22 protein-coding genes are annotated in these 21,922 nt (G+C 68.5%); 12 read left to right on the forward strand and 10 right to left on the reverse strand.

Annotated elements, in window-relative coordinates; genetic code table 11:
• Window positions 1–89 precede the first annotated feature (89 nt).
• Window positions 90–992: a PAS and ANTAR domain-containing protein gene (locus NG1_RS19230; RefSeq protein ID WP_084499040.1), complete on the reverse strand. Its 903-nt coding sequence runs from the start codon at window positions 990–992 to the stop codon at window positions 90–92.
• A 356-nt stretch (window positions 993–1,348) separates the two neighbouring features.
• Here NG1_RS19230 and NG1_RS19235 point away from each other — a divergent pair, with 356 nt between their 5' ends.
• The 5 genes from NG1_RS19235 to NG1_RS19255 all read left to right on the forward strand — a co-directional run bounded on the left by NG1_RS19235 (window position 1,349) and on the right by NG1_RS19255 (window position 6,160).
• The gene (locus tag NG1_RS19235) at window positions 1,349–2,677 is read left to right on the forward strand and encodes an APC family permease (protein WP_157114126.1); all 1,329 of its coding nucleotides are present in this window, start codon (window positions 1,349–1,351) and stop codon (window positions 2,675–2,677) included.
• Between the two features lie 207 nt (window positions 2,678–2,884).
• Window positions 2,885–3,430 (forward strand): hypothetical protein, encoded by a 546-nt coding sequence (locus tag NG1_RS19240; protein WP_062972724.1) that lies wholly within the window; start codon window positions 2,885–2,887, stop codon window positions 3,428–3,430.
• A 218-nt stretch (window positions 3,431–3,648) separates the two neighbouring features.
• Window positions 3,649–4,665 carry a TIGR03617 family F420-dependent LLM class oxidoreductase gene (locus NG1_RS19245; RefSeq protein ID WP_062972726.1) on the forward strand — a complete coding sequence of 339 codons (1,017 nt, stop codon included), beginning with the start codon at window positions 3,649–3,651 and terminating at the stop codon, window positions 4,663–4,665.
• A gap of 373 nt (window positions 4,666–5,038) precedes the next feature.
• A complete protein-coding gene (locus NG1_RS19250; protein WP_084499031.1) occupies window positions 5,039–5,416 on the forward strand; it encodes a PepSY domain-containing protein in 378 nt (125 codons plus the stop codon).
• Window positions 5,417–5,449: 33 nt separating this feature from the next.
• Entirely contained in the window at window positions 5,450–6,160 is a 711-nt protein-coding gene (locus NG1_RS19255) for a DUF8020 domain-containing protein (RefSeq protein WP_062972728.1), read from the forward strand.
• A 69-nt stretch (window positions 6,161–6,229) separates the two neighbouring features.
• Here the strand turns inward: NG1_RS19255 and NG1_RS19260 are convergent, their stop codons facing one another.
• Window positions 6,230–7,432, reverse strand: a complete 1,203-nt coding sequence (locus NG1_RS19260; protein ID WP_084499032.1) for an AI-2E family transporter — start codon at window positions 7,430–7,432, stop codon at window positions 6,230–6,232.
• Between the two features lie 533 nt (window positions 7,433–7,965).
• On the opposite strand from NG1_RS19260, the gene NG1_RS19265 reads away from it, so the two are divergent.
• Entirely contained in the window at window positions 7,966–9,033 is a 1,068-nt protein-coding gene (locus NG1_RS19265; RefSeq protein WP_084499033.1) for a DUF4185 domain-containing protein, read from the forward strand.
• On the opposite strand, the gene NG1_RS19270 is transcribed toward NG1_RS19265, so the two are convergent.
• The 6 genes from NG1_RS19270 to mftR all read right to left on the reverse strand — a co-directional run bounded on the left by NG1_RS19270 (window position 8,978) and on the right by mftR (window position 14,337).
• On the reverse strand, window positions 8,978–11,272 hold the full coding sequence (locus NG1_RS19270; RefSeq protein WP_062972730.1) for a SpoIIE family protein phosphatase: 2,295 nt from the start codon (window positions 11,270–11,272) through the stop codon (window positions 8,978–8,980). The genes NG1_RS19265 and NG1_RS19270 overlap by 56 nt on opposite strands.
• Entirely contained in the window at window positions 11,269–11,898 is a 630-nt protein-coding gene (locus NG1_RS19275) for a SpoIIE family protein phosphatase (protein WP_062972732.1), read from the reverse strand. Before NG1_RS19275 ends, NG1_RS19270 begins: the two co-directional genes overlap by 4 nt.
• Complete coding sequence (locus tag NG1_RS19280) at window positions 11,891–12,304, reverse strand: ATP-binding protein (RefSeq protein WP_051020806.1); 414 nt, start codon at window positions 12,302–12,304, stop codon at window positions 11,891–11,893. The genes NG1_RS19275 and NG1_RS19280 overlap by 8 nt, the downstream gene beginning before the upstream one ends.
• Window positions 12,294–12,683, reverse strand: coding sequence for an STAS domain-containing protein (locus NG1_RS19285; RefSeq protein WP_039798459.1), 390 nt, complete (start codon window positions 12,681–12,683; stop codon window positions 12,294–12,296). The genes NG1_RS19280 and NG1_RS19285 overlap by 11 nt, the downstream gene beginning before the upstream one ends.
• Before the next feature lie 12 nt (window positions 12,684–12,695).
• Window positions 12,696–13,601 (reverse strand): STAS domain-containing protein, encoded by a 906-nt coding sequence (locus tag NG1_RS19290; RefSeq protein ID WP_039798458.1) that lies wholly within the window; start codon window positions 13,599–13,601, stop codon window positions 12,696–12,698.
• Between the two features lie 139 nt (window positions 13,602–13,740).
• A complete protein-coding gene (gene mftR, locus NG1_RS19295) occupies window positions 13,741–14,337 on the reverse strand; it encodes a mycofactocin system transcriptional regulator MftR (protein WP_062972733.1) in 597 nt (198 codons plus the stop codon).
• Window positions 14,338–14,402: 65 nt separating this feature from the next.
• Here mftR and mftE point away from each other — a divergent pair, with 65 nt between their 5' ends.
• Window positions 14,403–15,104, forward strand: a complete 702-nt coding sequence (gene mftE / locus NG1_RS19300) for a mycofactocin biosynthesis peptidyl-dipeptidase MftE (RefSeq protein WP_062972735.1) — start codon at window positions 14,403–14,405, stop codon at window positions 15,102–15,104.
• The gene (mftD, locus tag NG1_RS19305; RefSeq protein ID WP_062972737.1) at window positions 15,101–16,333 is read left to right on the forward strand and encodes a pre-mycofactocin synthase MftD; all 1,233 of its coding nucleotides are present in this window, start codon (window positions 15,101–15,103) and stop codon (window positions 16,331–16,333) included. The genes mftE and mftD overlap by 4 nt, the downstream gene beginning before the upstream one ends.
• A 4-nt stretch (window positions 16,334–16,337) precedes the next feature.
• Here mftD and NG1_RS19310 read toward each other — a convergent pair whose 3' ends face one another.
• On the reverse strand, window positions 16,338–16,808 hold the full coding sequence (locus NG1_RS19310; RefSeq protein WP_040867239.1) for a MarR family winged helix-turn-helix transcriptional regulator: 471 nt from the start codon (window positions 16,806–16,808) through the stop codon (window positions 16,338–16,340).
• 277 nt (window positions 16,809–17,085) lie between these two features.
• On the opposite strand from NG1_RS19310, the gene NG1_RS19315 reads away from it, so the two are divergent.
• From NG1_RS19315 to NG1_RS19325, 3 genes are all read left to right on the forward strand, one after another.
• Complete coding sequence (locus tag NG1_RS19315) at window positions 17,086–18,762, forward strand: fumarate hydratase (protein WP_062972881.1); 1,677 nt, start codon at window positions 17,086–17,088, stop codon at window positions 18,760–18,762.
• A gap of 138 nt (window positions 18,763–18,900) precedes the next feature.
• On the forward strand, window positions 18,901–19,365 hold the full coding sequence (locus NG1_RS19320) for a hypothetical protein (protein WP_062972740.1): 465 nt from the start codon (window positions 18,901–18,903) through the stop codon (window positions 19,363–19,365).
• A 788-nt stretch (window positions 19,366–20,153) separates the two neighbouring features.
• Window positions 20,154–20,648 carry a M15 family metallopeptidase gene (locus NG1_RS19325; protein ID WP_245659957.1) on the forward strand — a complete coding sequence of 165 codons (495 nt, stop codon included), beginning with the start codon at window positions 20,154–20,156 and terminating at the stop codon, window positions 20,646–20,648.
• A 91-nt stretch (window positions 20,649–20,739) separates the two neighbouring features.
• Here NG1_RS19325 and NG1_RS19330 read toward each other — a convergent pair whose 3' ends face one another.
• The gene (locus NG1_RS19330; protein WP_062972742.1) at window positions 20,740–21,510 is read right to left on the reverse strand and encodes an SDR family NAD(P)-dependent oxidoreductase; all 771 of its coding nucleotides are present in this window, start codon (window positions 21,508–21,510) and stop codon (window positions 20,740–20,742) included.
• Window positions 21,511–21,594: 84 nt separating this feature from the next.
• Here NG1_RS19330 and NG1_RS19335 point away from each other — a divergent pair, with 84 nt between their 5' ends.
• Window positions 21,595–21,909, forward strand: coding sequence for an ArsR/SmtB family transcription factor (locus NG1_RS19335; protein WP_062972744.1), 315 nt, complete (start codon window positions 21,595–21,597; stop codon window positions 21,907–21,909).
• Window positions 21,910–21,922 lie beyond the last annotated feature (13 nt).

A 21,922-nucleotide genomic window follows, 5' to 3' on the forward strand; every position in this document is an offset into this window, starting at 1 on the left:
CTGTTGGTTCACACAGGCTTCGGGCAATTCGGGCCTGCGCACGCTTTCGTAACGGCCTGCTCCGGTACCGCTGTCCGAGGTCGAGAAAATCAGTCCGGCGGTTCTTGCGCCTCATCGGTGGTCAGTTCCGGGGCTATCTCCCGGGTCGCCATTCCGCCGTGGCGGTCCTGATCGGTCGGGCCCGGCCTGCCTCCTTTGGGCTCGCCGCTGTTCTGGTCGTCCTTGTCTTTCTCGCGTGCCATGACAAACCCCTTTCCGTGTTGCTTCGATCTACCCGCCCCGGTCAATTTCAATCGGGCGGGGTGGTTATGACCGGCGCGATCATGTCGGCGGTGGTCTCGGATCGGGCGTTCATGCACGGTGAGCAGCACGTGGTCGAAGCGGGTACGCGTCTGCACCCCGGCGCCACCGAATTCGATCAGCGCGGCAACCAGCTGCTCGGCCACCACGCGCAATTTCGTATTCGTCTCCTGCGAGCGCCAGGTCAGCACGCGGAACGCCTGTTCGGCCGAGATCCCGTACACCAGCATCAAGGCGCCCTTGGCCTGCTCGATCACTTCACGAGCGGCCACCATTTCCGGCAGGGTCCCGTCGATGACTTCCTGGCGTTCCTCGTCGACGGTGTCGGTGACATCGATATAGAACCCGGCCGTACCGACCACCGCACCGGTGGAATCACGCATCTGATCTCCCACCACCAGCACGTGGTGCACGATTCCCGCGGTATCGATGATGCGGTGGCGGCCGCTGAACGGCAGCCCCGTTTGCACCGCCGTCGCCAGGGTGTCGGCGACCTCGGCTCGATCGTCGGGATGTTTGTGGGCCAAGAGCAATTCCGTGGTGGGCGTCACCTCACCCGGCGCGTAACCATGCAGGGCCGCGACCTCGTCCGACCATGTCCAGCGTTGGTCGGCGAACCAGAATTGGAAACTGCCCGTTCTCTTCGAGATCGGGACCGTCGGCGCCGGTCCCGATGGCGCGTTGTTCGTCACCGAATCGGTTTTCCCCGGTGCGGAATCGATATGCGCCACGACCGGCACGGCAGCGCGTGAACCGCCTCACGAGCCACACTCGCGCGTCGTACACGCGCATTCGGCGTCCACGCACCGGCCGCCCTCCTCCGGTTTCGATGGTGCGGCGTTGTGGCGCAGCGAGCCATTGCGGGCACAGGCGCGGTCGATGGCGGCGTGGGCGGGGCGAGTGCACCTGCGGTCACCACTACGGTCTCGGTGTCGCGGCGGGAGGGATCTGTTCGATCTGCCCCGGCGCGACAACGGTGTGAGGATCATCGCGACAGGGCGCCGTCAGCGGGAGCTTCAGCGCCGGTAACGCGGGTATCCGCCGCTCTGTGGTGGATTCTTTGCGACGGGCGGTCAGCACGCGCCTGCTGTTCTTCTTCATCCTCGGTGACATCCTGGGTGCGGGCGTCTACGTGCTTGTCGGGGCCATCGCACGGGAGTCCGGCGGCGCGATCTGGTTGCCGCTGCTGGTGGCGCTCGGTCTCGCCTGCCTCACCGCCGGTTCGTACGCCGAGTTGGCGACCAAGTATCCGAAGGCGGGCGGCTCGGCCCATTACGCGGGCCGTGCGCTCGGGCCTGCGGCCGGGTCGCTCGTCGGGTTCTGCATGCTCGCGGCGGGCGTCGTGTCGGTGGCGGCGCTGAGCAGGGCGTTCGCCGCAGATTATCTGCGCGCCTTGGTGAGTCTGCCCACCGCGCTCGTCGTGGTGGTGTTCCTCACCGCGTTGGCACTGCTCAACGTCTCCGGGATCAAAGAGTCGCTGGGCGCCAACGTCGCCGCTACGCTGGTCGAACTCGGCGGGCTCGTGCTGGTCATCGGGCTCGGCGCGTGGGTGATGGTTCGGGGGGACGCCGATCCGGGCCGGCTCACCGAGGTGGGGACAGCGGAGCAGGGTGTTGTCGGCGCGACTCTCGCGGGTGCCGTCCTGGCCTTCTACTCGTTCGTCGGGTTCGAGACCTCGGTGAATCTGGCGGAGGAAGTCGCCGACCCGCGCAGGTCCTATCCACGCGCGCTCTTCGGCGCGTTGCTCACCGCCGGTGGCGTGTACTTGCTGATCGGGGTGGTGGCCGGTGCCGCGATGCCCACCGATCGGCTGGCGAACTCGAGCGGTCCGCTGCTCGAGGTGGTGCGCTTGGCCGGAGGCGTACCGGACAAGGTGTTCGCGGTGGTCGCCTTGGTGGCCGTGGCGAACGGCGCCCTGCTGACCGGCATCATGTCCTCGCGATTGGCCTATGGCATGGCTCGCGAGGGCCTGCTTCCGCGGGCGCTGGGCCGGATCCTGCCGGGCCGCCGGACGCCGTGGGTGGCGATCGGCGTCACGGCGGCGGTGTCGTTGCTGCTCGCGCTGACCGGGGAGGTGGCCTCGCTCGCGGAGACGCTGGTGTTGTTGCTGCTCGTCGTTTTCGCGGCGGTCAATCTGTCGGTGCTGATCCTGCGGCGCGAGGGCGACGAAGCGGAGCACTTCCGGGTGCCCGGCGTCGTGCCTTGGCTCGGGCTGGCCTCCTGTCTGTTCCTGTTCACCCGGATCGACGGTGAGGTGTGGTTGCGGGGTGGCCTCCTGATCGGTATCGGAGTGCTGTTCGCGGCCGTGAACGCGATCCGGGCCCGCCGCTCCGAACCGAACGGTCGTGAGGCCTTTCCGGCCCGGCGCGGAGCATGATGATCGGCGACACGACCATGTCCTTGCACGCACCATGAGGCCGGTGGTACACAAAATCTGTGATTACCTAGGTAGATTTTCTTACGATCACAATCGGTGGCCAGGCGTCGGGCCTGGACGCCATCGCCACGGCGCCATGGGCGCCGATCGCAGTACGGAGATCGGATCGGCAATCCCCACCCGCACCCATCTCGGAGGTTCCCACGCATGACCTATCCAGCGCACGGCGGCTCCTTGCTCGGCAGCAGAGTCCACGGATACACCCCACGTCGAGACAACCCGTTCCCGGCGGCGCATCGCGTCCTCGCCGTACCGGACCGTCCCAGCGAATGGCAGCCGGGAATGCTCTGGTGGGACGCGAGCACAGTGCGGGTGACCTACCCGCGGCCGGAGGCATCCGGACACTGGAATACCGTGCCGCACTTGGTGTTACCGGTCGAAAACGGACGCCTGGCCTTCCGGATCTCCTCGCATTCGAGCGAGGCCGGGCACCTGGCACGCGACCGCCGGGTCATCGTGCAGGCGGGGGACTGGCACGGCGAGCCGGCTCTCGGGTCGCGCCAGCACCAAGGTATGGCCGAACTGCTGCGGATCGGACCGCTGGTGGACCAGGTGCGGACCGGCATGGACACCAAATACGGAAGACGGGTCGGCTTGGCGCGCCTCGCGCACAGACTGGCCATGGGCGCGGCTCCCTATGGAGACATCGTGGTCGTGGTCACGCTGCGGGAGAACCGGCTCCCCGGTCTGTGACCGCGCTCGAACCCGCCGTGGCATCGCGGAATACCGGGCTCGCGAGGACTCCGCGGCACGTCAATCCCGGGAGCCCGGCGCCGGTCGGTCCATAGCCCGGTCCGCGGCGCGCGGCGGCGGATTCCCGTCGGACTGGACACATGCACGGAGTGCTGTCCATACGATGGGGTCGTCGTGTCGCGGAAGGCGTGGCGCGCCGATGACCGACGGAGGTCGAAGTGAAGGTCCACCTACAGGTCACCGGAGCGCCACGGCAGGTCGCGACCGACGCGCGGGAGCTGGCCGAGACCGGGGCAGACGGCCTGTTCACCTTCGAGGGCCCACACGACGTGTTCTTCCCCCTCGTCGTCGCGGCAGGCGCGACTTCGCTGGAATTGATGACGAACGTGGCGATCGCCGGACCGCGCAGCCCGATGCACCTGGCGCACGCGGCCTACGACCTGCAGGTCTACAGCGAGGGACGGTTCCGGCTGGGGTTGGGCTCACAGATCCGCGCCCACATCGAAAAGCGCTACGGCAGCACGTGGGGCGCGCCCGCGGAACGTACCGCGGAGAGCGTGGCGGCGGTGCGGGCCATCTTCGCCGCGTGGGAAGGCCGGGCGCCGTTGAACTTCCGCGGCAAGCACTACACGCACACTTTGCTGCCGCCCACGTTCGATCCCGGACCGAACCCCTTCGGTCCTCCGCCGGTGCTGATGGGCGCGCTCGGACCGGTGATGACCCGCAAGGCCGCCGAGGTCGCCGACGGACTGCTGGTGATGCCGTTCAACAGCGAACGTCACTTCACCGAGCGCACCCTGCCCGCCATCGCCGAGGGCCTGCGCCGGTCCGGCCGGACCCCGGACGGGTTCCCGGTGATCGCGCAGGTGATGGTCGCACTCGGACGCACGGAGGAAGCGCTGACCGCCGCGATGGACGGGGTGGGCTCCCTGATCGCGTTCTACGGGTCCACCCCGGCCTATCGTCCCGTGCTCGAGGTCGAGGGCTGGGAACAACTGCACTCCACGCTCAACGCGCTGTCCAAGACAGGCGGTTTCGCCGAGATGCGGGCGCTGGTGACCGACGAGATGGTGCGCACTATCGGGGTGGCGGGCACACCGGAGGAGTGCGCCGCGCAGATCCGCACCCGCTTCGGCGCCGGAATCGAGGAGGTGTGCTGCTATTTCCCGGGATACGCGCCGAACGCGGCGGACGTGGCCGATCTGGTCGAAGCCTTGCACGACCGGAAGGACTGACGCGCCCCCGTAAGGGTCGAGGAGGAACGCGACACCGGATGGTGCGGCCGCCCGGTACCTCGCGCGGAGGCGATTCGGGAAGGTGGGTGCAGTCGGAGGGGATCGAGCGCACCCACCCTCGCGCCTCGGCGTCGGCTGAGCAGCGGGCACGGCCGACGCGGGCTGCGCCGGGACTGACCGACGGAGACGAATGCGAAAACCCCCGGAAACCCCGACCCGAGACCGACCTTAACTCCGGCGGTCCGGCAATGGCGGGAAAAACCGCAATTCGCCATTCCTGAAACGGTTTTCAGGTGACTTCAGGCTGCCTTAAGCCGCTGCCTGCGAAGGTGATCCGCATCTTCGGATCACAACTCGCATAGGAGGTTTCAGGATGAAGGCCACTGTTCGCCGGGCACTGTCCGGTCGGCGCGGGCTCCTCGCAGGCGCCGTTGTCGCCGCTGTCCTCGTCGGTGGGCCCGTGGCGCTGTACGCCGCCACCGATGATCAGGCGCCCGGCGGGCACCGCGTCGCCGCCTATCTGTCCGATCACGACTGGGAACTCACCGCGGCTCCCGCGATCGGCAGGCAGCAAGCCGTCGACGAGGCGCTCCGAGCCGTGCCCGGTAGCACCGTGGTCTCCGCCGAACTCGACGCCGAGGGACCGACGACGGTGTGGGAGGTCGAGCTTCGCACGCCCGACGGCATCGAGCACGAGGTGACGATCGACGCGACCAGCGGGGCCGTCCTCGGCACGGTGAAACAGGACTGACGGCAGCACAGCGAAGGACGAGGATCCCCAGACATGGTTTTGCGCAAGATCGCCACGGTATCGACGCTCGCAGTCGCGATTGCCTGCGTCCCGGCCGGACATGCCGTCGCCGCGGCTCCGGACGCCGGTTCGGAAGTCGTCAACTACACCGCCACCACCTCCGCCGAGGGCGTGGTCGTCCAGATCGACTCGGGCTCCTTGCAGGCCGAGAACGGGGTCTTCGAGATCGAGGCGACCGACGGCACACTACTGGCGGGCACGCCCCTGGAATTCCGTGTCGACGATTTCGTCTTCCCGATCGCGGCCGACATCAGCGGCCGGACCGCAACGCTCACACCACTGTTCGACCTCGAGCACGCCACGTACCGGCCCGTCGCCCTTCCCTTCGAGGACTCGGCACACTGGAGGACGCCGTACGAGCGCGAAGTCGCGGCGTTCACCCGGCTGAAGGACACCATCGCGACGGGTGCCGCGATCGGCACCGTCGTCGGCGGCCTGGGCGGTGGCCTCGTCGGATGTGTGCTCGGTGGCATCGCGGGCGCCACGGTCGCGGCCGCGACGATAGTGGGTATGTTCGGTCCGTTCATTCCGGCCGCGGCCGTCGGCTGCCTGGGCGGCATCCTGGCAGTCGGCGCCCTTGGCACGCTCGCCGGACAACTGTTCATCACCGCGCCCGTCGCCGTCGCCGCCCTGGTCCAGTACTTCAGCACGGTCAACCAGCCCTTCATCCCCCCGGCCAAGTAGGTCTCCGGCTGGACGCACCCTCGAGCCGTCATTCGCATGCTCCGTCGGATGTGATGACACCGCGCCCGGTCAGCGCTCGTCGAGCGAGGGCAGCACGGTCTCGCGCATGATCAGCAACACGGCCGCGGCGACGGGAATCGCCAGCAAGGCGCCGATGATGCCCAGGAGCGCGCCCCCGAGCAGCACCGCCACCACGGTGACGAGCGCGGGCACGTGCACCGCGCGGCCGATGATGCGCGGCACCAGAACGTAGTCCTCGACCAGGCGCAACGCGATGAAGAACACCACGGTCGCCACCGCGACGGGTAGAGAGACGGTCAACGCGACGAGCGCGACGATCACACCGGCGAGGGTGGAACCGACGACGGGGATCAGGTCGAGCAGGGCGACCAGCACCGCCAGCAGCAACGGGTAGGGCACGTCGAAGATCAGCAGCCAGACGCCGGTCAGGACGGCGGTGATCAGGGAGATCACCAGGTTGCCCAGGATGTAGCCGCCGACCTTGGCGAAGATCTCGTCGCCGATCAGAATCGCGCGGGCACGGCGGGAGCGCGGGAAGAGCCGGTAGACCGAAGCGCGCACCTGCGTGAAATTCGCCATGAAATAGGCGGTGAGCACGGCGACGATGATCGTGCCGCTGACGATCGAGAACACCGCGCGCCCCGCGTCCAGCACTCCGGTGGTCAATCCGGAGGAGTCCGATTCGAGCGTCTGCTGCAACCGCTGCTGTAGGTGGAATCGCTCGTCGAGGGTGCGGATGAGGGGATAGCGGTCGGCGAGATGGGTGACGTAGTGCGGCGCGTTGTGGGTGAGCGCCTCACCTTGGGTGATCAGCGGTGGTATCGCCGCGGCGAGGAAGCCTGCGAACAGCCCGAGCCCGACGAGGTAGACGGTGGTCACCGCCGCCCAGCGCGGGAACCGGGGCCGTACCAGCCGCGACACCAGCGGCTCCATTCCGATGGCCAGGAACAACGCCACCACGATCAGGATCAGCGTCGCTCCGGCGGCGAGCACGGTGCGAATGGCGGCGTAGGTCAGCGCGACACCGGCGGCTCCGGTCATCCCGACCATGAACGGCGAGCGCCGATCGAACCGGCGTCCGGGCCGGCCGAGCGGAAATTCCGCACTGCGCGCCCGCGCGGCTTCGGCCTCGGCGGCGACGATCGGACCGGTTTCGCCGGCGCCGTGGGGTTGCGCGATGTCGCCGCGGTGGCCGGCGTCGGCGGTATCGCGTGCCGGACGTTCGTCGTCCGGAGTGTCTTTTTCGGACATGCTTTCCGTCCGATCGATGAGGGAGCTGGTCCGGGATGCAGAGCGCGGCTTACCCGCTGCATGCTCGGCCAAACGCGGCCGATACCGAGGCGGTTCGCGCTATCGGCCGGTCGAGCGGCGGATTCGGCGATCACCGGGGGAGCCGGGCCGTACTCGCGGTCCGCCGCCAGGGGTTCTCCGGACGACGATGGGCGCCGAATCGCGTGTTCGCGGCGGGGGGCCTCGTCGGAAGCGGGAGCATGCCGGGTACCTACACGTCCCGCGAATCCGGTACCGGCGAACACCGTGCATCGCCGATCCCGCGATCGGCAATGGATCTCTATCACCCGAGGCACCAGGCGCGATGAGGTGGCGAGCTGCCGAAACACAAGCTGCGCAGTCGGTTTCCCCATTTCCTTTCGGCCTCAACCGGCCGAAGCAGCAACATCGCAGCCATCGGCGGCCGATACTGGGGAGTAGCCCTTCCACACCTCGTGGTGATTCCTACGAGCCGATCTGGTAAGCGACGCTCCGAGAATCGACAGGATCCGGCGATGCCCAAGATCAAGAATTTGAATCCGCTCCCGATGGCAGATATCGGCGGCTCGGATCTCTTCATCCCCTTCCGCATGCCTAGTGGCGAAATCGGATACGTCCTCGGCGACACCTTCTCCGGCACCGAACCGAGAGTCGGAGGCCCGAATTGGCGTTCGCCGATGCTGTTGCGCAGCGACACGCACGATATGTCCTGGCCGATCGAATTCCGCTCGGCGGCGCGGGACGCCCGGCAACTCTGGGATTACGTGCACGACAATCCGCAATACTCCACGATCCTGCCCTGCGACGCGATAACGATCGGCGGCCGAATCTATCTGTGGGTGATGGTCACCCAGGGATTGGCGAACGAGCGATGGTGCGAGATCCGTTATTCCGACGACAACGCGGAGAGCTGGACCGATACCGGGGTCCGCTGGTCGACCAGTGCCTACGGCGGCAAACGCACCATGATCTCCTGGGAACGCGGCGGCGACGGCTACGTCTACATCATCTCCACCGGCGGGCTCGCGCGGAACAAGAACATGCTGTTGTGGCGAGTTCGCGAAACCCATGCCGCCCTGGTCGACCCGGCGGCCTGGCAGGGATGGGGCTGGAACGGGCAGGACTGGGGCTGGGGCCGGGATCCGGGCGGCGACCCGCGCTTCGGGATCCTGGCCGACGGCACGAAGCTCGGCGAGATCGGATTACGGCGGATCCAGGGGAATTGGGTGATGTCCGGGTTCGACGCCGGGGCCTACGGCGCGTTCGTCAAGGTCGCCGCGAGGATCACGGACAACTGGCGCACGGCCTTGACCTATCGTCCGGTCAAAGGGTCCTTCTGGGCGCCGGGCGGCCCGGATATCGTGCCGCGTCTCTACGGATGTTATGTCCATCCGGACAGCAGATTCGACGGTGCGTTCGGCATGATCGTGAGCGAATGGGCGGAATCCGGTATCCCGTACCGGGGCATGCAATTCCGGATTTACGGAGTGCGGCCCGCCGTTCCCATTCCATTCGCGGCGCGCACCGTCAGCCGGGAACTCGGCGGTTCGTCCCGCGCAACGGATTGGCCACCGGGAACGTGATCGCGGGCAGCGTCACCGACATCCGCACGGTCGTGCCCGATTCCGAATGGTCGATATCGAGTTCCTCGGTGAGCGCGCGCATCATGTCGATGCCGCGGCCACGATAGCCGGGATCGGATGCCCGCGGCTTCCAACTGCCGGTGTCGGCGACCACGATGACGACGGTGTCGATGTCGCAGGTGGCCGACATCCGCACCCGACCGGCGTCGTTGTTGTTGCGATAGGCGTGCTCGATGCTGTTGCTGCACGCCTCGTTCGCCGCGGCGACCAGGTCGGCGGCCAGGTCGTGCGGCACCGCCGCGGCGGCCAGCCACCCCTTCAGTGTGCGCCGCAGCATCGCGAGTTCGTCCGCGCGCGCGGGCACGTCCAGCCGCAGCGGCGCGGGCGGCTGGCGGTAGACCACCATGGCGACGTCGTCGTCGTAACCCGCGGCGGGCCGCAGGCGAGAGAGCACCGCGTCGGCCACCTCACGGGGTAGGCGTCCCGAGGTGTCGGCGAGCACCGCGGCGATCTTGGCGAACCCCTCGTCGATGTCCACGCCGCGCTGTTCGACCAAGCCATCGGTGAACAACACCAAGGTGGAACCGGGCGTCAGCGCCGTGGTGGCCTCCGGCCTGCGCGGCGTATCGAACGTCGCCAGCGGCACCGCGCGCCCGCCTTCCAGCATCCGGCCGGTCTTGCCCACGTCGGCGAGGATCGGTGGCATATGACCGGCGTTGCTGTAGCGGACCAGTCCACGCACCGGGTCCAGCACGGCGGCGCACACCGTGGTGCACATGGCGCCGGGGATGCGCGCGGCGACGGTGTCGAGTTCGGCGAGCAACTGCGCGGGTCCCGCGCCGCGCAGCAGCAGCGCACGGGCAGCGGTCCGCAATTGGCCCATCACGACCGCGGCCGACAGGCCACGCCCGACGCAGTCGCCGACCACCACGCCGATGGTGCCGTCGCGCAGCGGCACCACGTCGTACCAGTCGCCGCCGATCTCCAGCGGCGGCAGGGCGGGCTCGTAGTGCACCGAGAACCGCGGCGGCAGTTCGATCGGGCCGAGCATGGCGCGCTGCAGGGTCAGCGAGGTGGCGCGGGCCTGGTCGAAGTTGCGCGCCCGCTGGACCGCGAGACTGAGATGGCCGATCAGCAGGGAGAACAGCGTCCAGTCCGCGGCGCTGATCGCCCGGGGCGCGGCGAAGCGCAACCACATCGCCGCGTCGCCCGTCTCGCCCAGCGGCGCGACGATGCCCTCGGAACTTTCCGCACCTTCCGGAATGGCCAGCAGGCTGCGCGGCGGCCTGCGCCTGGCCCGATCCAGCAGTGCGCGCGACCGGTCGTCGAGGGAGGCGGCGCCGTCGTGCGACGCGCCGTCGGCGCCCACCCCGGAGATGTACACCTCCGGTACAGCGTTGCGGCTCGGCCACACGGCCACCACGGCGGTCTCCGCGCCCACCGTCCGGCGCACCTCGTCGAGCCCGACGGCGAGCACCTCGACCACACTGGTGGCCGCGCCGACGGCGGTGGCGAGCCGGGATGCGGCCTGGTCGCGCGCCTGCGCGTCGTGTTCGGCGGTGATGTCGCGCAACGTGCCGACGAAGATCCGCTCGTGGTCCTCCGGCTTGATCAGCGCGCTGGTGCTCACCGCGAGCCACACATTCCGGCCGTCGCGGTGACGGATCGGGATCACGAAGCGCTGCGCCTCGGTACCGAGGTCGGGGTAGCGCGGACCCTCCGGGCTCGACCACGGATGCGGCAGCGTGTAGGGGAGCCCCGCGGCGCCGTAGCCGGTCAAGGCGCCGAAAGCGGTGTTGACCTCGATGATGGTGCCCTGCGCGTCGGCGACGAAGAAGCCGTCCTGTAGCGATTCCACCAAGGCGGTACGGAACGCGTCGCGTCCGGCGAGATCGTCGGCGCGAGAACGCTGCTGCTCGTAGCGGCGGGTGCCGTCGAGGTAGCCGCGGGTGGCGATATCCAGCGGAACGAGGGTCTGCAAGAGGAATTCCAGCGCGGTCTCCGCCAGGCGGGCCCCGGATTCGCCCCCTTCGGCGGAAGTGTCCTTCTGCCGCTGTTCCTCCGCGTCCTGGACCACCCGGAAGTGGTTCTCGGTGAGATCGAGCAGGCTGATGCCTTCGACCAGTGCGCGCCTGCCCAGCTCGTACCCCTCGGCGAGGCCGGCCTGGGTTTGCGAATCCATGTGCCGCCGTAGCGCGTCGGCGTAGGCGTCCAGGAACTCGGCCAGCAGGGCACTCATCTGGCCGCCCCTGCCGCACCGCGGTGCCGCGCCGCGAGCACCAGCGCGTCGTCGGTGTCCTTGGCGTGCCGGGCGAGCATGTCGGCGGTGATGTCGGCGGTGGACTTGGAAAGGTCGATGTCGGCGGCTTCGGTGACGATGCCGTCGGTGGACATCAGCAGCAGGTCACCGGGGCGGACCGCGACGGTCTGCGGTTGGAGGGTCGCCGGAAGGCGATAGCCGACGATGCCCGCGGTCAGCAGGACGGTCGCGTGCACCCGCAGGCCCGCGGGACCCGCGGTCAGCACCTGGGATTCGACATTGCCGACGCCGAGCCAGCGCACCTTGTCACCCTCGTCGAACAGGGCCAGCGAGATCGCCGCCCCCCGGGTGTCGGCCATCGCTCGGTGGCACAGCACCATCAGCACGTCCAACGGTTCTGCGCGGTTCTCCGACAGCACGCGGGTGGCGCGATCGGCCGCGTCCGCCGCGGCGGCGCCGTGCCCGAGTCCGTCGAGGACGGCGAACAGGACGGTGCCGCCGCCGGTGTCGAGGACGACGCCGCGGTCACCGGAGACCTGTTGACCGGGCAGTGCGCGACCGGCCACCGCCCACTCGATCCGGCCGATGAACCCGTCGTCATGCACCGTTCGGTACCCACTTCCACATTTCCACCAGCGTGCCGCGACCCGGCGCCGAATCCACGGTCAGCCGGTCCATCAACCGCCGGGCGCCGGGAAGGCCGAGCCCGAGCCCGCGTCCGGTGGAGTAGCCGTCCTCCAGAGCCCGGGCGATGTCGATGATTCCGGGCCCTTGATCCTCGGCCTGCACCACCAGGGCTTGACGTCCCTCCCGGTCGTCGACGAGCAGGCGGATCTCCCCGCTGCCCGCGTAACTGGTGATGTTGCGGGCGATCTCGGAGATCGCCGTGGAGATCATCGTGCGGTCGGTCAGGGTGAATCCGAGCTTTGCTGCCAGTTCGCGTCCGGCTTGACGTGCGGTCACGATGTCCCCGGACACCCTGACCGCGATCACCACGTTCTCAGCGGCCACTGTCACGACCGTCTCGCTGGCGACGGGCTGGGATCTTTCGGTCCAACCAGGCGAGTCCCTCTTCCAGATCGAGGGCGGTGTGCATGTCCTCGAAGGTGAGACCGAGTTGCACCATGGCGAACGCGACTTCGGGTTGCAGACCGACGATCACCGTTTCGGCGCCGCGCAGCTGCGTCATGTGCGCGATGGTACGCAACGATCTCGCGGCGAACGAATCCATTACGTCGATGGCGGTGACGTCGACGATGATGCCGTGCGCCCGATATTTGCTGACCTGTTTCATCAGGTCGTCCTGCAGGCGCTCGGTATCGGCATCGGTGAGTGCGGACTGAACCGACGCGATGAGGTACGTACCCTGTTTGAGAATCGGAACCGGCATGGGGGCGCCTGATCAGCGGCCGTCGCGTTCGGTAACCCGTTCGGTGACGCGGGAAACCTCGTAGCCCAACAGCCGTTCCGCTTCTTCGATGCCTCCCTGCAGGTCGCCGACCGCGTTCATCTTCGACAGGTCCAGACCGATGGTGACCAGGGTGAGCGCGATCTCCGAGGACAAACCGGTGATGATCACGTTCGCGCCCATCAGGCCGGACGCGTCGACGGTCTGCACCAAGTGGTTGGCCACGGTGGAGTCGATCTGGGGCACACCGGTGATATCGATGACGACCACTTTCGCCCGGTTGGCGCGGATGGCGCGCAGCAGCTGCTCGGTGAGCTGGCGGGCCCGCTGGCTGTCCAGCACGCCGATGATGGGAAGGATAAGCAGCTGCTCACGCACCTGCAGCACCGGCGTGGACAGCTCGCGGATGGCTTCCTGCTGCTGACGGATGACGCGCTCGCGCTCCTGCACGAAGGACACGGTCACGGTGTTGGCGATGCGGTTGGCGGCCGGTTCGTAGGCGTCGAGCACCTTGTTCAGCAGTTCGAAGTCCGACTGATACTTCTCGAACAGGCTGCGTGCGAGCACGTCGCGCAGCAGCAGCACGATGCCGATGACCTCGTCGGTCTCGACGCCTCTCGGGATGATGCGTTCGGACAGGTCGCGCGCGTAGGCCTGCAGCGCTTCCACGCTACCGGTCTCGAGCACGTCGACGTAGCCGTCGTAGATCGATGTCGCCTCGGAGAAGATCTCCTCCGGGGTCATCGCGGTGAGCAGCTGGGCGTCGGCGATGCGGCGGGCCCACTCTTCACGCAGCGCGGTGCGGTTCTGTCGCAGGTGCTCGACGAGCTGCGGCAGCAATTGGTCGATCGGTCCCGCGGTCAGGGAATCCGCCGAAAGGCTCATGGACACCTCGGACATGGAAACTCCTGCCCCTTTCGACGGTTGAGTCGGGAAGTTCGTGCGTTCGGCGCTAGCCGATTCCGAGCCTAGTCATACCCCACCCGAGTCACCCGCGAAACCTGCCGGTTGTTCGCCTGATGTTCGAGCGCGGCGGACCTCACGGCACCGTAGCGAACCCGCGTTCCAGCGCTGCGAGCGCCTCGTCCAAATACACCGTGAGGTCGGCGTCCGCGCGGGCGAGCCACGCGTCGAAGGCGGCGCGCGCCGCCGCGAGTGTGGTGCGTCCGACGGCCAGCGGGATGAGCCCGTCCTCCGGTTCGCCCAGTCGCCGGGCGGCGAAGGCGCTGACGGTGCGCTCCCAGGTGTCGTAGTGCGCTCCGGCGGTGGCCGACAGCGCGGGCACGGTGGCGGCCAGATGCATGCGGGTGCGCAGTTCGGGGACGTCCTCGGCGCGATATTGGTTGGCGCTCACCACGACTCGGCGCACGGCGGTCATCATCGGAACGTCGTCCGGCACCGTCGCGAAGGCGGCGCGCAGCGCGGCGACCTCGTCGTCGAACTGCCACCAGAGCACCTCCGCCTTGCTGGGGAAGTAGCGGAAGAAGGTGCGTCCGCTGATGCCCGCGGCGGCGGCGATCTGTTCGACGGTGGTCTCGTCGAAGCCCTGTTCGGTGAACAGCCGCATGGCGATCACTTCGAGTTCGCGTTTGGTGGTGCCGCGTGGGCGGCCGCGCGCGGCCCGGTTCTCCAGCATCGTCTGATTGTGCTCGGCCGCCTCGGCCCCTTGATTATGTCAGTGACTGACGATAATCTCGCCGCATGTTGGCGGATCTCACCTGGCCCGAGGCGGGCGCGCGCGCCTCGGCGGCTGCGATCCTGGCCGTCGCGGTCGGCGCGACCGAGCAGCACGGCCCGCATCTGCCGCTGTCCACCGACACCGACGTCGCCGCCGCGTTGTGCGCGCGGCTGGCCGCGGCGCGGACCGACGTGCTCGTCGGGCCGGCGATCCCGTACGGCGCCAGCGGCGAGCACGCGGGTTTCCCCGGCACGCTGTCGATCGGGCAGGCGGCGCTGGAACTGCTGGTCGTCGAGCTGTGCCGCTCGGCGACCGACACCTTCGACCGGATCCTGCTGGTCAATTGGCACGGCGGCAACATCGAACCGCTGCGCAGGGCGAAGGATCTGCTGCGGACCGAGTCCCGCGACGTGCGCGTATACCTGCCGCGCTTCGACGGCGACCCGCACGCGGGCCGGTCGGAGACGGCGCTGCAACTGGCCCTGGCGCCAGAGCGCGTGCGCGAAGACCGCGCGACGGCGGGGGACACCCGTCCGCTGACCGAACTGCTGCCGCTGCTGCGCACCGGCGGAGTGCGCGCGGTGAGCGCCAACGGTGTGCTCGGTGACCCGGCGGGCGCGACCGCCGCCGAGGGCGCTGCCCTGCTCGAGCACCTGAGCACCGATCTGCTCGACCGAACCCGGCTCTGGTGGCCGGAGAACTCCCCGGAAAGGACCGGAACATGAATCCGTGGTTCGAGACCGTCGCCGAAGCGCAGCGCCGGGCGAAGAAGCGCCTGCCGAAGTCGGTGTACGGCGCGTTGATCGCCGGCTCCGAGCGCGGCCAGACCATCGAGGACAATCAGCGGGCGTTCGCCGAACTGGGTTTCGCGCCGCACGTGGCCGGGCCGATCGGCGAGCGCGATCAGTCGACGACGGTGCTGGGGCAGCAGATTTCGATGCCGGTGCTGATCTCGCCGACGGGCGTGCAAGCGGTGCACCCCGACGGTGAGGTCGCCGTCGCCAGGGCGGCCGCGGCGCGGGGCATCGCGATGGGCTTGAGCTCTTTCGCCAGCAAGCCGATCGAAGAGGTGATCGCGGCCAATCCGGCCACGTTCTTCCAGTTGTACTGGTGCGGCGGCAAGGACGAGATCCTGCAGCGGATGGACCGGGCGAAGCGGGCCGGGGCGGTCGGGTTGATCCTGACGCTGGACTGGTCGTTCTCGCACGGGCGGGACTGGGGCAGCCCGGTCATCCCGGAGAAGCTGGACCTGCGCACGATGCTGAAGTTCGCGCCGCAGACCCTGGCGCGTCCACGCTGGCTGGCGACCTATGCGCGGTCGGGCAGCATTCCGGACCTGACCGCGCCGAACATGGCCATCGGTGGCGCCGCGGCGCCGGGTTTCTTCGGCGCCTACGGTGAGTGGATGGGCACACCCGCGCCGGATTGGTCCGATGTGCGGTGGATCTGCGAGCAGTGGGAGGGCCCGGTGCTGCTCAAGGGCGTCATGCGGGTCGACGACGCGCTGCGCGCGGTCGACGCGGGTGTGGCGGCGATCTCGGTGTCCAACCACGGCGGCAACAATCTCGACGGCACCCCGGCCGCGATCCGCGCGCTGCCGGTGCTGGCGGACGCGGTGGGCTCGCAGGTCGAGGTGCTGCTCGACGGCGGCATCCGGCGGGGCAGCGACGTGGTGAAGGCCGTTGCGCTGGGTGCGCGGGCGGTGCTGATCGGGCGCGCCTACCTGTGGGGGCTGGCCGCCAACGGGCAGGCCGGTGTGGAGAACGTGCTGGACATCCTGCGCGGCGGCATCGATTCGGCGCTGCTGGGTCTGCGCAAGACGCGCGTCACCGAGCTGGATCGTTCGGACGTGGTGGTGCCCGCCGGTTTCGAGCGCGCGCTCGGGCTGCCCGAAACCACCGCCGCGGCAAGCGCTCCGGCCGATCACGCGGAGACGGCGGGCACACCCGCCTGAGCGGTCAGCTCTCTGCCGCCGATCGGCGGTGATGCGCGAGCAAGGTGTCGTAGATATCGGCCAAGGCGGTCAGCTGCTGGCGGTCGAGGATGTCGATCATGTGCCTGCGCACGCTCTGTACGTGCGCGGGCGCCGCGCCGGTCAGCACTTCGGCGCCGCGCGGAGTGAGCTTGGCGGCGGTGCGGCGGGCGTCGTCGGGGATCGGCTCGCGCACGACGAGCTCCCGCTTCTCCATCCGGGTGATCTGGTGGGAGAGCCTGCTCTGCGACCATTCGAGTGCGGCCGCGAGGTCGGCGAAGGTGAGCCGATGGTCCGGCGACTCGGCCAGATAGGCCAGTACCGAGTACTCGACGTAGGTGAGGTCGGACTCCTTGGTGGAATCCCGCCCGACCGCCGCGGCGATGAGGTCGCGGGTGCGCACGAAACCCAACCAGGCGCGCATCTCGACGTCATCGAGCCAATGGGGATCGGTCACGATAGCGCTCCAAACTCTGCTGTGTCCCGAGATCGTGGCGCGTCGCGACATGTGCGGCGCGCGAACGGTCTGCGCGCGTCCGGACTCGGGCGCCCGGGCGCTTTCTCACCAGACGAGAGGTAGCATCACCGGGGTTGAACGTGCAACCTTTTCGGGCAACTGTCCGAGATAGGGTTGCCTAACCAGCAGGGGGGTGCGCGATGGTGGCTAGGCTCGCTGTGCTCGTGACCAGCCCGGCCGTTCATGGCATCCGGGCCCATGCAAAGGAGTGCGACTGGTGACCGCGCCGGACTTCCGTTATTCAGACCTGCTGCCCATCGGCGCGGACGACACCCCCTACCGGCTGCTCACCACCGAAGGCGTCAGCACGTTCGAGCACAACGGGCGCACCTTCCTGCAGGTGGAACCGGAGGCGCTGCGGCTGCTCACCGAAACCGCGATGCACGACATCAGTCACTTCCTGCGCCCGGCGCATCTGGGTCAGTTGCGCAAGATCATCGACGACCCCGAGTCGAGCGGCAACGACCGCTTCGTCGCGCTCGATCTGCTCAAGAACGTCAACATCTCCGCGGGCGGCATCCTGCCCATGTGCCAGGACACCGGCACCGCGATCGTGATGGGCAAGAAGTCCGAGGGCGTGCTGACCGGCGCCGACGACGCGGAATGGATCAGCAGAGGCGTGTTCGACGCCTACACCAAGCTGAACCTGCGTTACTCGCAGCTGGCGCCGATCACCATGTGGGACGAGAAGAACACCGGTTCCAACCTGCCCGCGCAGGTCGAGCTGTACTCCACCGCAGGCGATCCGGCGAACCCCTCCTACAAGTTCCTGTTCATGGCCAAGGGCGGCGGGTCGGCGAACAAGTCGTTCCTGTACCAGGAGACCAAGGCCATCCTGAACCCCACGCGGATGCTGGAGTTCCTGGACGAGAAGATCCGCTCGCTGGGTACCGCGGCCTGCCCGCCGTACCACCTCGCGGTCGTGATCGGCGGCACCAGCGCCGAGTTCGCCTTGAAGACGGCGAAATACGCCTCCGCGCACTACCTGGACAGCCTGCCCACCGAGGGGTCGCTGTCCGCGCACGCCTTCCGCGATCTGGAACTGGAGGAGGAGGTCTTCAAGCTGACCCAGTCCTTCGGCATCGGCGCGCAGTTCGGCGGCAAGTACTTCTGCCACGACGTGCGCGTCGTTCGCCTGCCCCGGCACGGCGCCAGCTGCCCGGTCGCCATCGCGGTGTCCTGCTCGGCGGACCGGCAGGCGCTGGCCAAGATCACCGCCGAGGGCGTGTTCCTGGAACAGCTCGAGCGCGAGCCCGCGCAGTACCTGCCCGAACAGACCGATGCCATCCTGGGCGGCGACGTGGTGCGCATCGACCTGAACCGGCCGATGGACGAGATCCGCGCCGAATTGTCCAAATACCCGGTCAAGACCCGGCTTTCGCTGAGTGGTCCGCTGGTCGTCGCCCGCGACATCGCGCATGCCAAGATCAAGGAGCGGCTCGACGCGGGCGAGCGGATGCCGGACTATCTGCGCGACATGGCCGTCTACTACGCGGGCCCGGCCAAGACGCCGGAGGGCTACGCGTCCGGTTCCTTCGGCCCGACCACCGCGGGCCGGATGGACTCCTACGTCGACCAGTTCCAGGCCGCGGGCGGCTCGTTCGTCATGCTGGCCAAGGGCAACCGGTCCGCGCAGGTCACCAAGGCGTGCAAGGAGCACGGCGGCTTCTACCTCGGTTCGATCGGCGGACCGGCCGCCCGGCTGGCACTGGACTGCATCAAGTCGGTCGAGGTGCTCGAGTACCCCGAACTGGGCATGGAAGCCGTCTGGAAGATCGAGGTCGAGGACTTCCCGGCGTTCATCGTCGTCGACGACAAGGGCAACGACTTCTTCGCCGAGACGCAGAAGCCGATCGCGCTGCGCGTGCGTACCCGCTCGAAAGAGCGCGTCTGAGGTCTCCCTCGACCCGGATGCGGCAGGACGCGGACACGCCGATGTCCTGCCGATCACCGGGTTCTCGGCATCGCCGCAGCGGGCACGCTTAGCGAAGTACACCGTTGATTCCGGCACCGATGCAGGTCGAGGAGAGCTATGAGCACGTCCAGACCAGTACCGACGGCGTTGTGTATCACCGAGTCGGCCGCCCTCCGGTTGGCCGATCGCGCTGCCCGAGAGGGAACCAGCTGTACCGCATTGCTCGACCGGCTGATCCGTGAGGGCGTCGACCAACTCGAACACCCCGGGATCGTCTTCCGCGGTCCGCTCGACGATCGCCGCGCCGCGCTCGCCGCGGGCCCGGAGATCTGGGAAGTCGTTGCGCGACTGCGCGAATTGGGCGGCCCTGCGGAACACCGGATCGCCGTGCTCAGCGCGAAGTCGAACCTGAACACGGGCAAGATCAGGCTCGCGCTCGCGTACGCGCGGGCGCACGACGGCGAGATCCTGGAACGGATCGCGCGCAACAAGCAAGCGGCGGAATCGATTCGCCGAGGACGCGCGCGGATGGGTGCGCCGCCGTGGCGTTCGAGCGCGCTGAACAGTCCGCCGTACGCGTAGTTCGGCCGGATTGTCCGAGGCACTCGGTCTCCACATAGCTGGGGATGGAATGTGAAATTCCCGACATCTGGATCACCCACTATCGCGGGCGGCTGACGACAGGAGTCGACAGCCGCCCGCACTGTGTTTGCAACGCAGTGGTGTTCGCCGCGCGCGGGCTGTCGGCGACCACCCGGAGTGCGTGGCCGCAGGGTCGAGTTAGGCGCCGGGGGAGGCGCGACATACAGGCCGAAAGGGACACATCGCTTCGCGAAAGTTCCTTTCAACGGCCGGAACTCGACGACCCGCCGACCACGGGACAGCGCAAAACACTCGAACTCCCACGGATTCCGGCATTTCGGGTGTGGTAGCTCCGCTGGAGCGGATGTGATCCACAGCACTGGAATAGATTGTGGACAGTGCGTCTTCCAGGTGGGGCGAAATGTTTGCTCACTGAGGGAAATTGGACGCATAACGGACATATCAGATCACTATTATCCCAAGGTGTGGAGTTTTCTGTGGAATTCGCTGAGAGTTGTCCACACGGCGGCCGCGTCCTGTGGAGCGGACTCGCGGGGGAGTGCGCGCACGTCGTGTCGGGCCGCGTACTCGCAGACTTACGCTGACCGCCGCGAAGAGGCATCCTCGGGCCGCCGCGGGATGCCGCGGACCCACCTTCGAGTTGCGGCGCTCGATACGGTCCTCGCTCGTGCCGCATGAGGCCGTCCTGCGATCGGGGCATATCCGGCATAGGTGACCGCAGGCGATAGCATCGGCGCATGGTGTTTGGGATCGCTGGTCGGAGTCGGATGCTGGTCGGTCTATCGGTGGCGCTACCCGCGCTGGTCGCGACCGGCGCGCAGGCGGGGCAGGCGCAGGCCGACGCCGCCGCGGTCATCGAGCAGCGGGGGTCGGTCGGGTCGGCGGCCGGGACCGACGGGCTCGATCCCCCGCTGGCGCTCGCGTACACCCTCGCCGAACGCGAGGCGCACGCGCAGGGTGTGCCCCTGTCCATCACGTCCGGATACCGGACGCCCGCCGAGCAGCAGGCGCTGTGGGAGGACGGCGTGGCGACCTACGGTCCGGACGCCGCGCGCCGGTGGGTGCTGCCGCCGGAGGAGTCCACCCACGTCTCCGGGCAAGCGATCGATGTCGGTCCGCAGCAGGGCGCGCGGTGGCTCGAGGTGAACGGCTACCGATGGGGGCTGTGCCGGACGTTCGAGAACGAGTATTGGCACTTCGAGTTGCAGACGGTGCCCGGCGCGCCGTGCCCGCCCATGCTGCCCGACGCCAGCGTGCGGTAACCGGCGGGTTCACGTCGGCCACCGTGCCGGGCTGCCCGCCGATGACGCCGGACGCGAGGGCGCGCCCACACCGCCCGGCCGGCCGAGCGCGCTAGACCATCGGGTCGGGAGCGGCGGTGATCAGGCCTCCGTCGACGAGCAAATCCTGCCCGTTGATATACGACGCCTCGCCGGACGCGAGGAAAGCGACGGCGTCGGCCACGTTCTCGGCGGTGCCGACGCGCCCCGCCGCCACCGTGGCACTGATCGCGGCCTGCGCCTCGGCGGAGACGTTCGCGCGGAACGACGGCGTCGCGATGTAGCCGGGACTGACGGAATTCACCCGGATGCCGCGGGGCGCCAGCTCGGCGGCGAGGCTGCGCGCCAAATTGTGCACGGCCGCCTTGGTCGCCGAGTAGAGGGACGCGCCCGGTACCCCGCGATGCAGCGCCCAGGAGGCGTTGACGACGATCGCCCCGTGCTCCGCCACCAGGGGGAGGGTCTTCTGGATGGTGAAGAACACCCCTTTGAAGTTGGTGCCCACCACACGGTCGAACTCGGCTCCGGTGATGGTCTCGGTCGGCTGGAACGCCGCGATGCCCGCGTTCGCGAAGACGACGTCCAGCCGTCCGTGCCGTTGCGCCACGGCCGAGACGAGCGTGTCGAGATCGCCGAGGTCGGCCGCGTCACCGGCCACCGCGAGTACGCGGTCGGCGCCGCCGAGCTCCGCGGCCGCGGCGTCGAGGCGGCCCTTGTCGCGGCCGGTGATGATCACGTGCGCGCCTTCGGTGAGCAGGCGTCGTGCGGTGGCCAGGCCCATGCCGCTCGATCCACCGGTGATCAAGGCGATCTTGCCGTCGAAGCGATCGATGCCGGCACCCATGAGAACCTCCCAGAGATCATCTAATTGTACGAATACTCACGTACAGTTCGACTGTATGTCAACTGTCGCGCTAACCTGGTTCGCGTGATCGCGGCACATCCCGAGCGAGCGCAGATCCAGCTGACGAATGTGCTCACCGCCCTGGGCAACCCGCTGCGGCTGCGGGTGGTGCGGATACTGGCCGACGGCGGCGAGCACACCTGCGGCTCGGTGCTGCCGGGCGTCGCCAAGTCGAACCTGACCCACCACTGGCGGGTGCTGCGCGATGCCGGAGTGATCTGGCAGCGGCCCTCCGGCCGGGAACTGCTGCTGTCCCTGCGCCGCGATGACCTGGACGCCCGCTTTCCCGGCCTGCTGGACACCTTGCTCGACGCCGCCCGCCGCGAAATATCGGCCTGATCGCCGCCGCTCG

The sequence above is a fragment of the Nocardia gamkensis NBRC 108242 genome, from assembly GCF_001612985.1.
Lineage (GTDB): Bacteria > Actinomycetota > Actinomycetes > Mycobacteriales > Mycobacteriaceae > Nocardia > Nocardia gamkensis.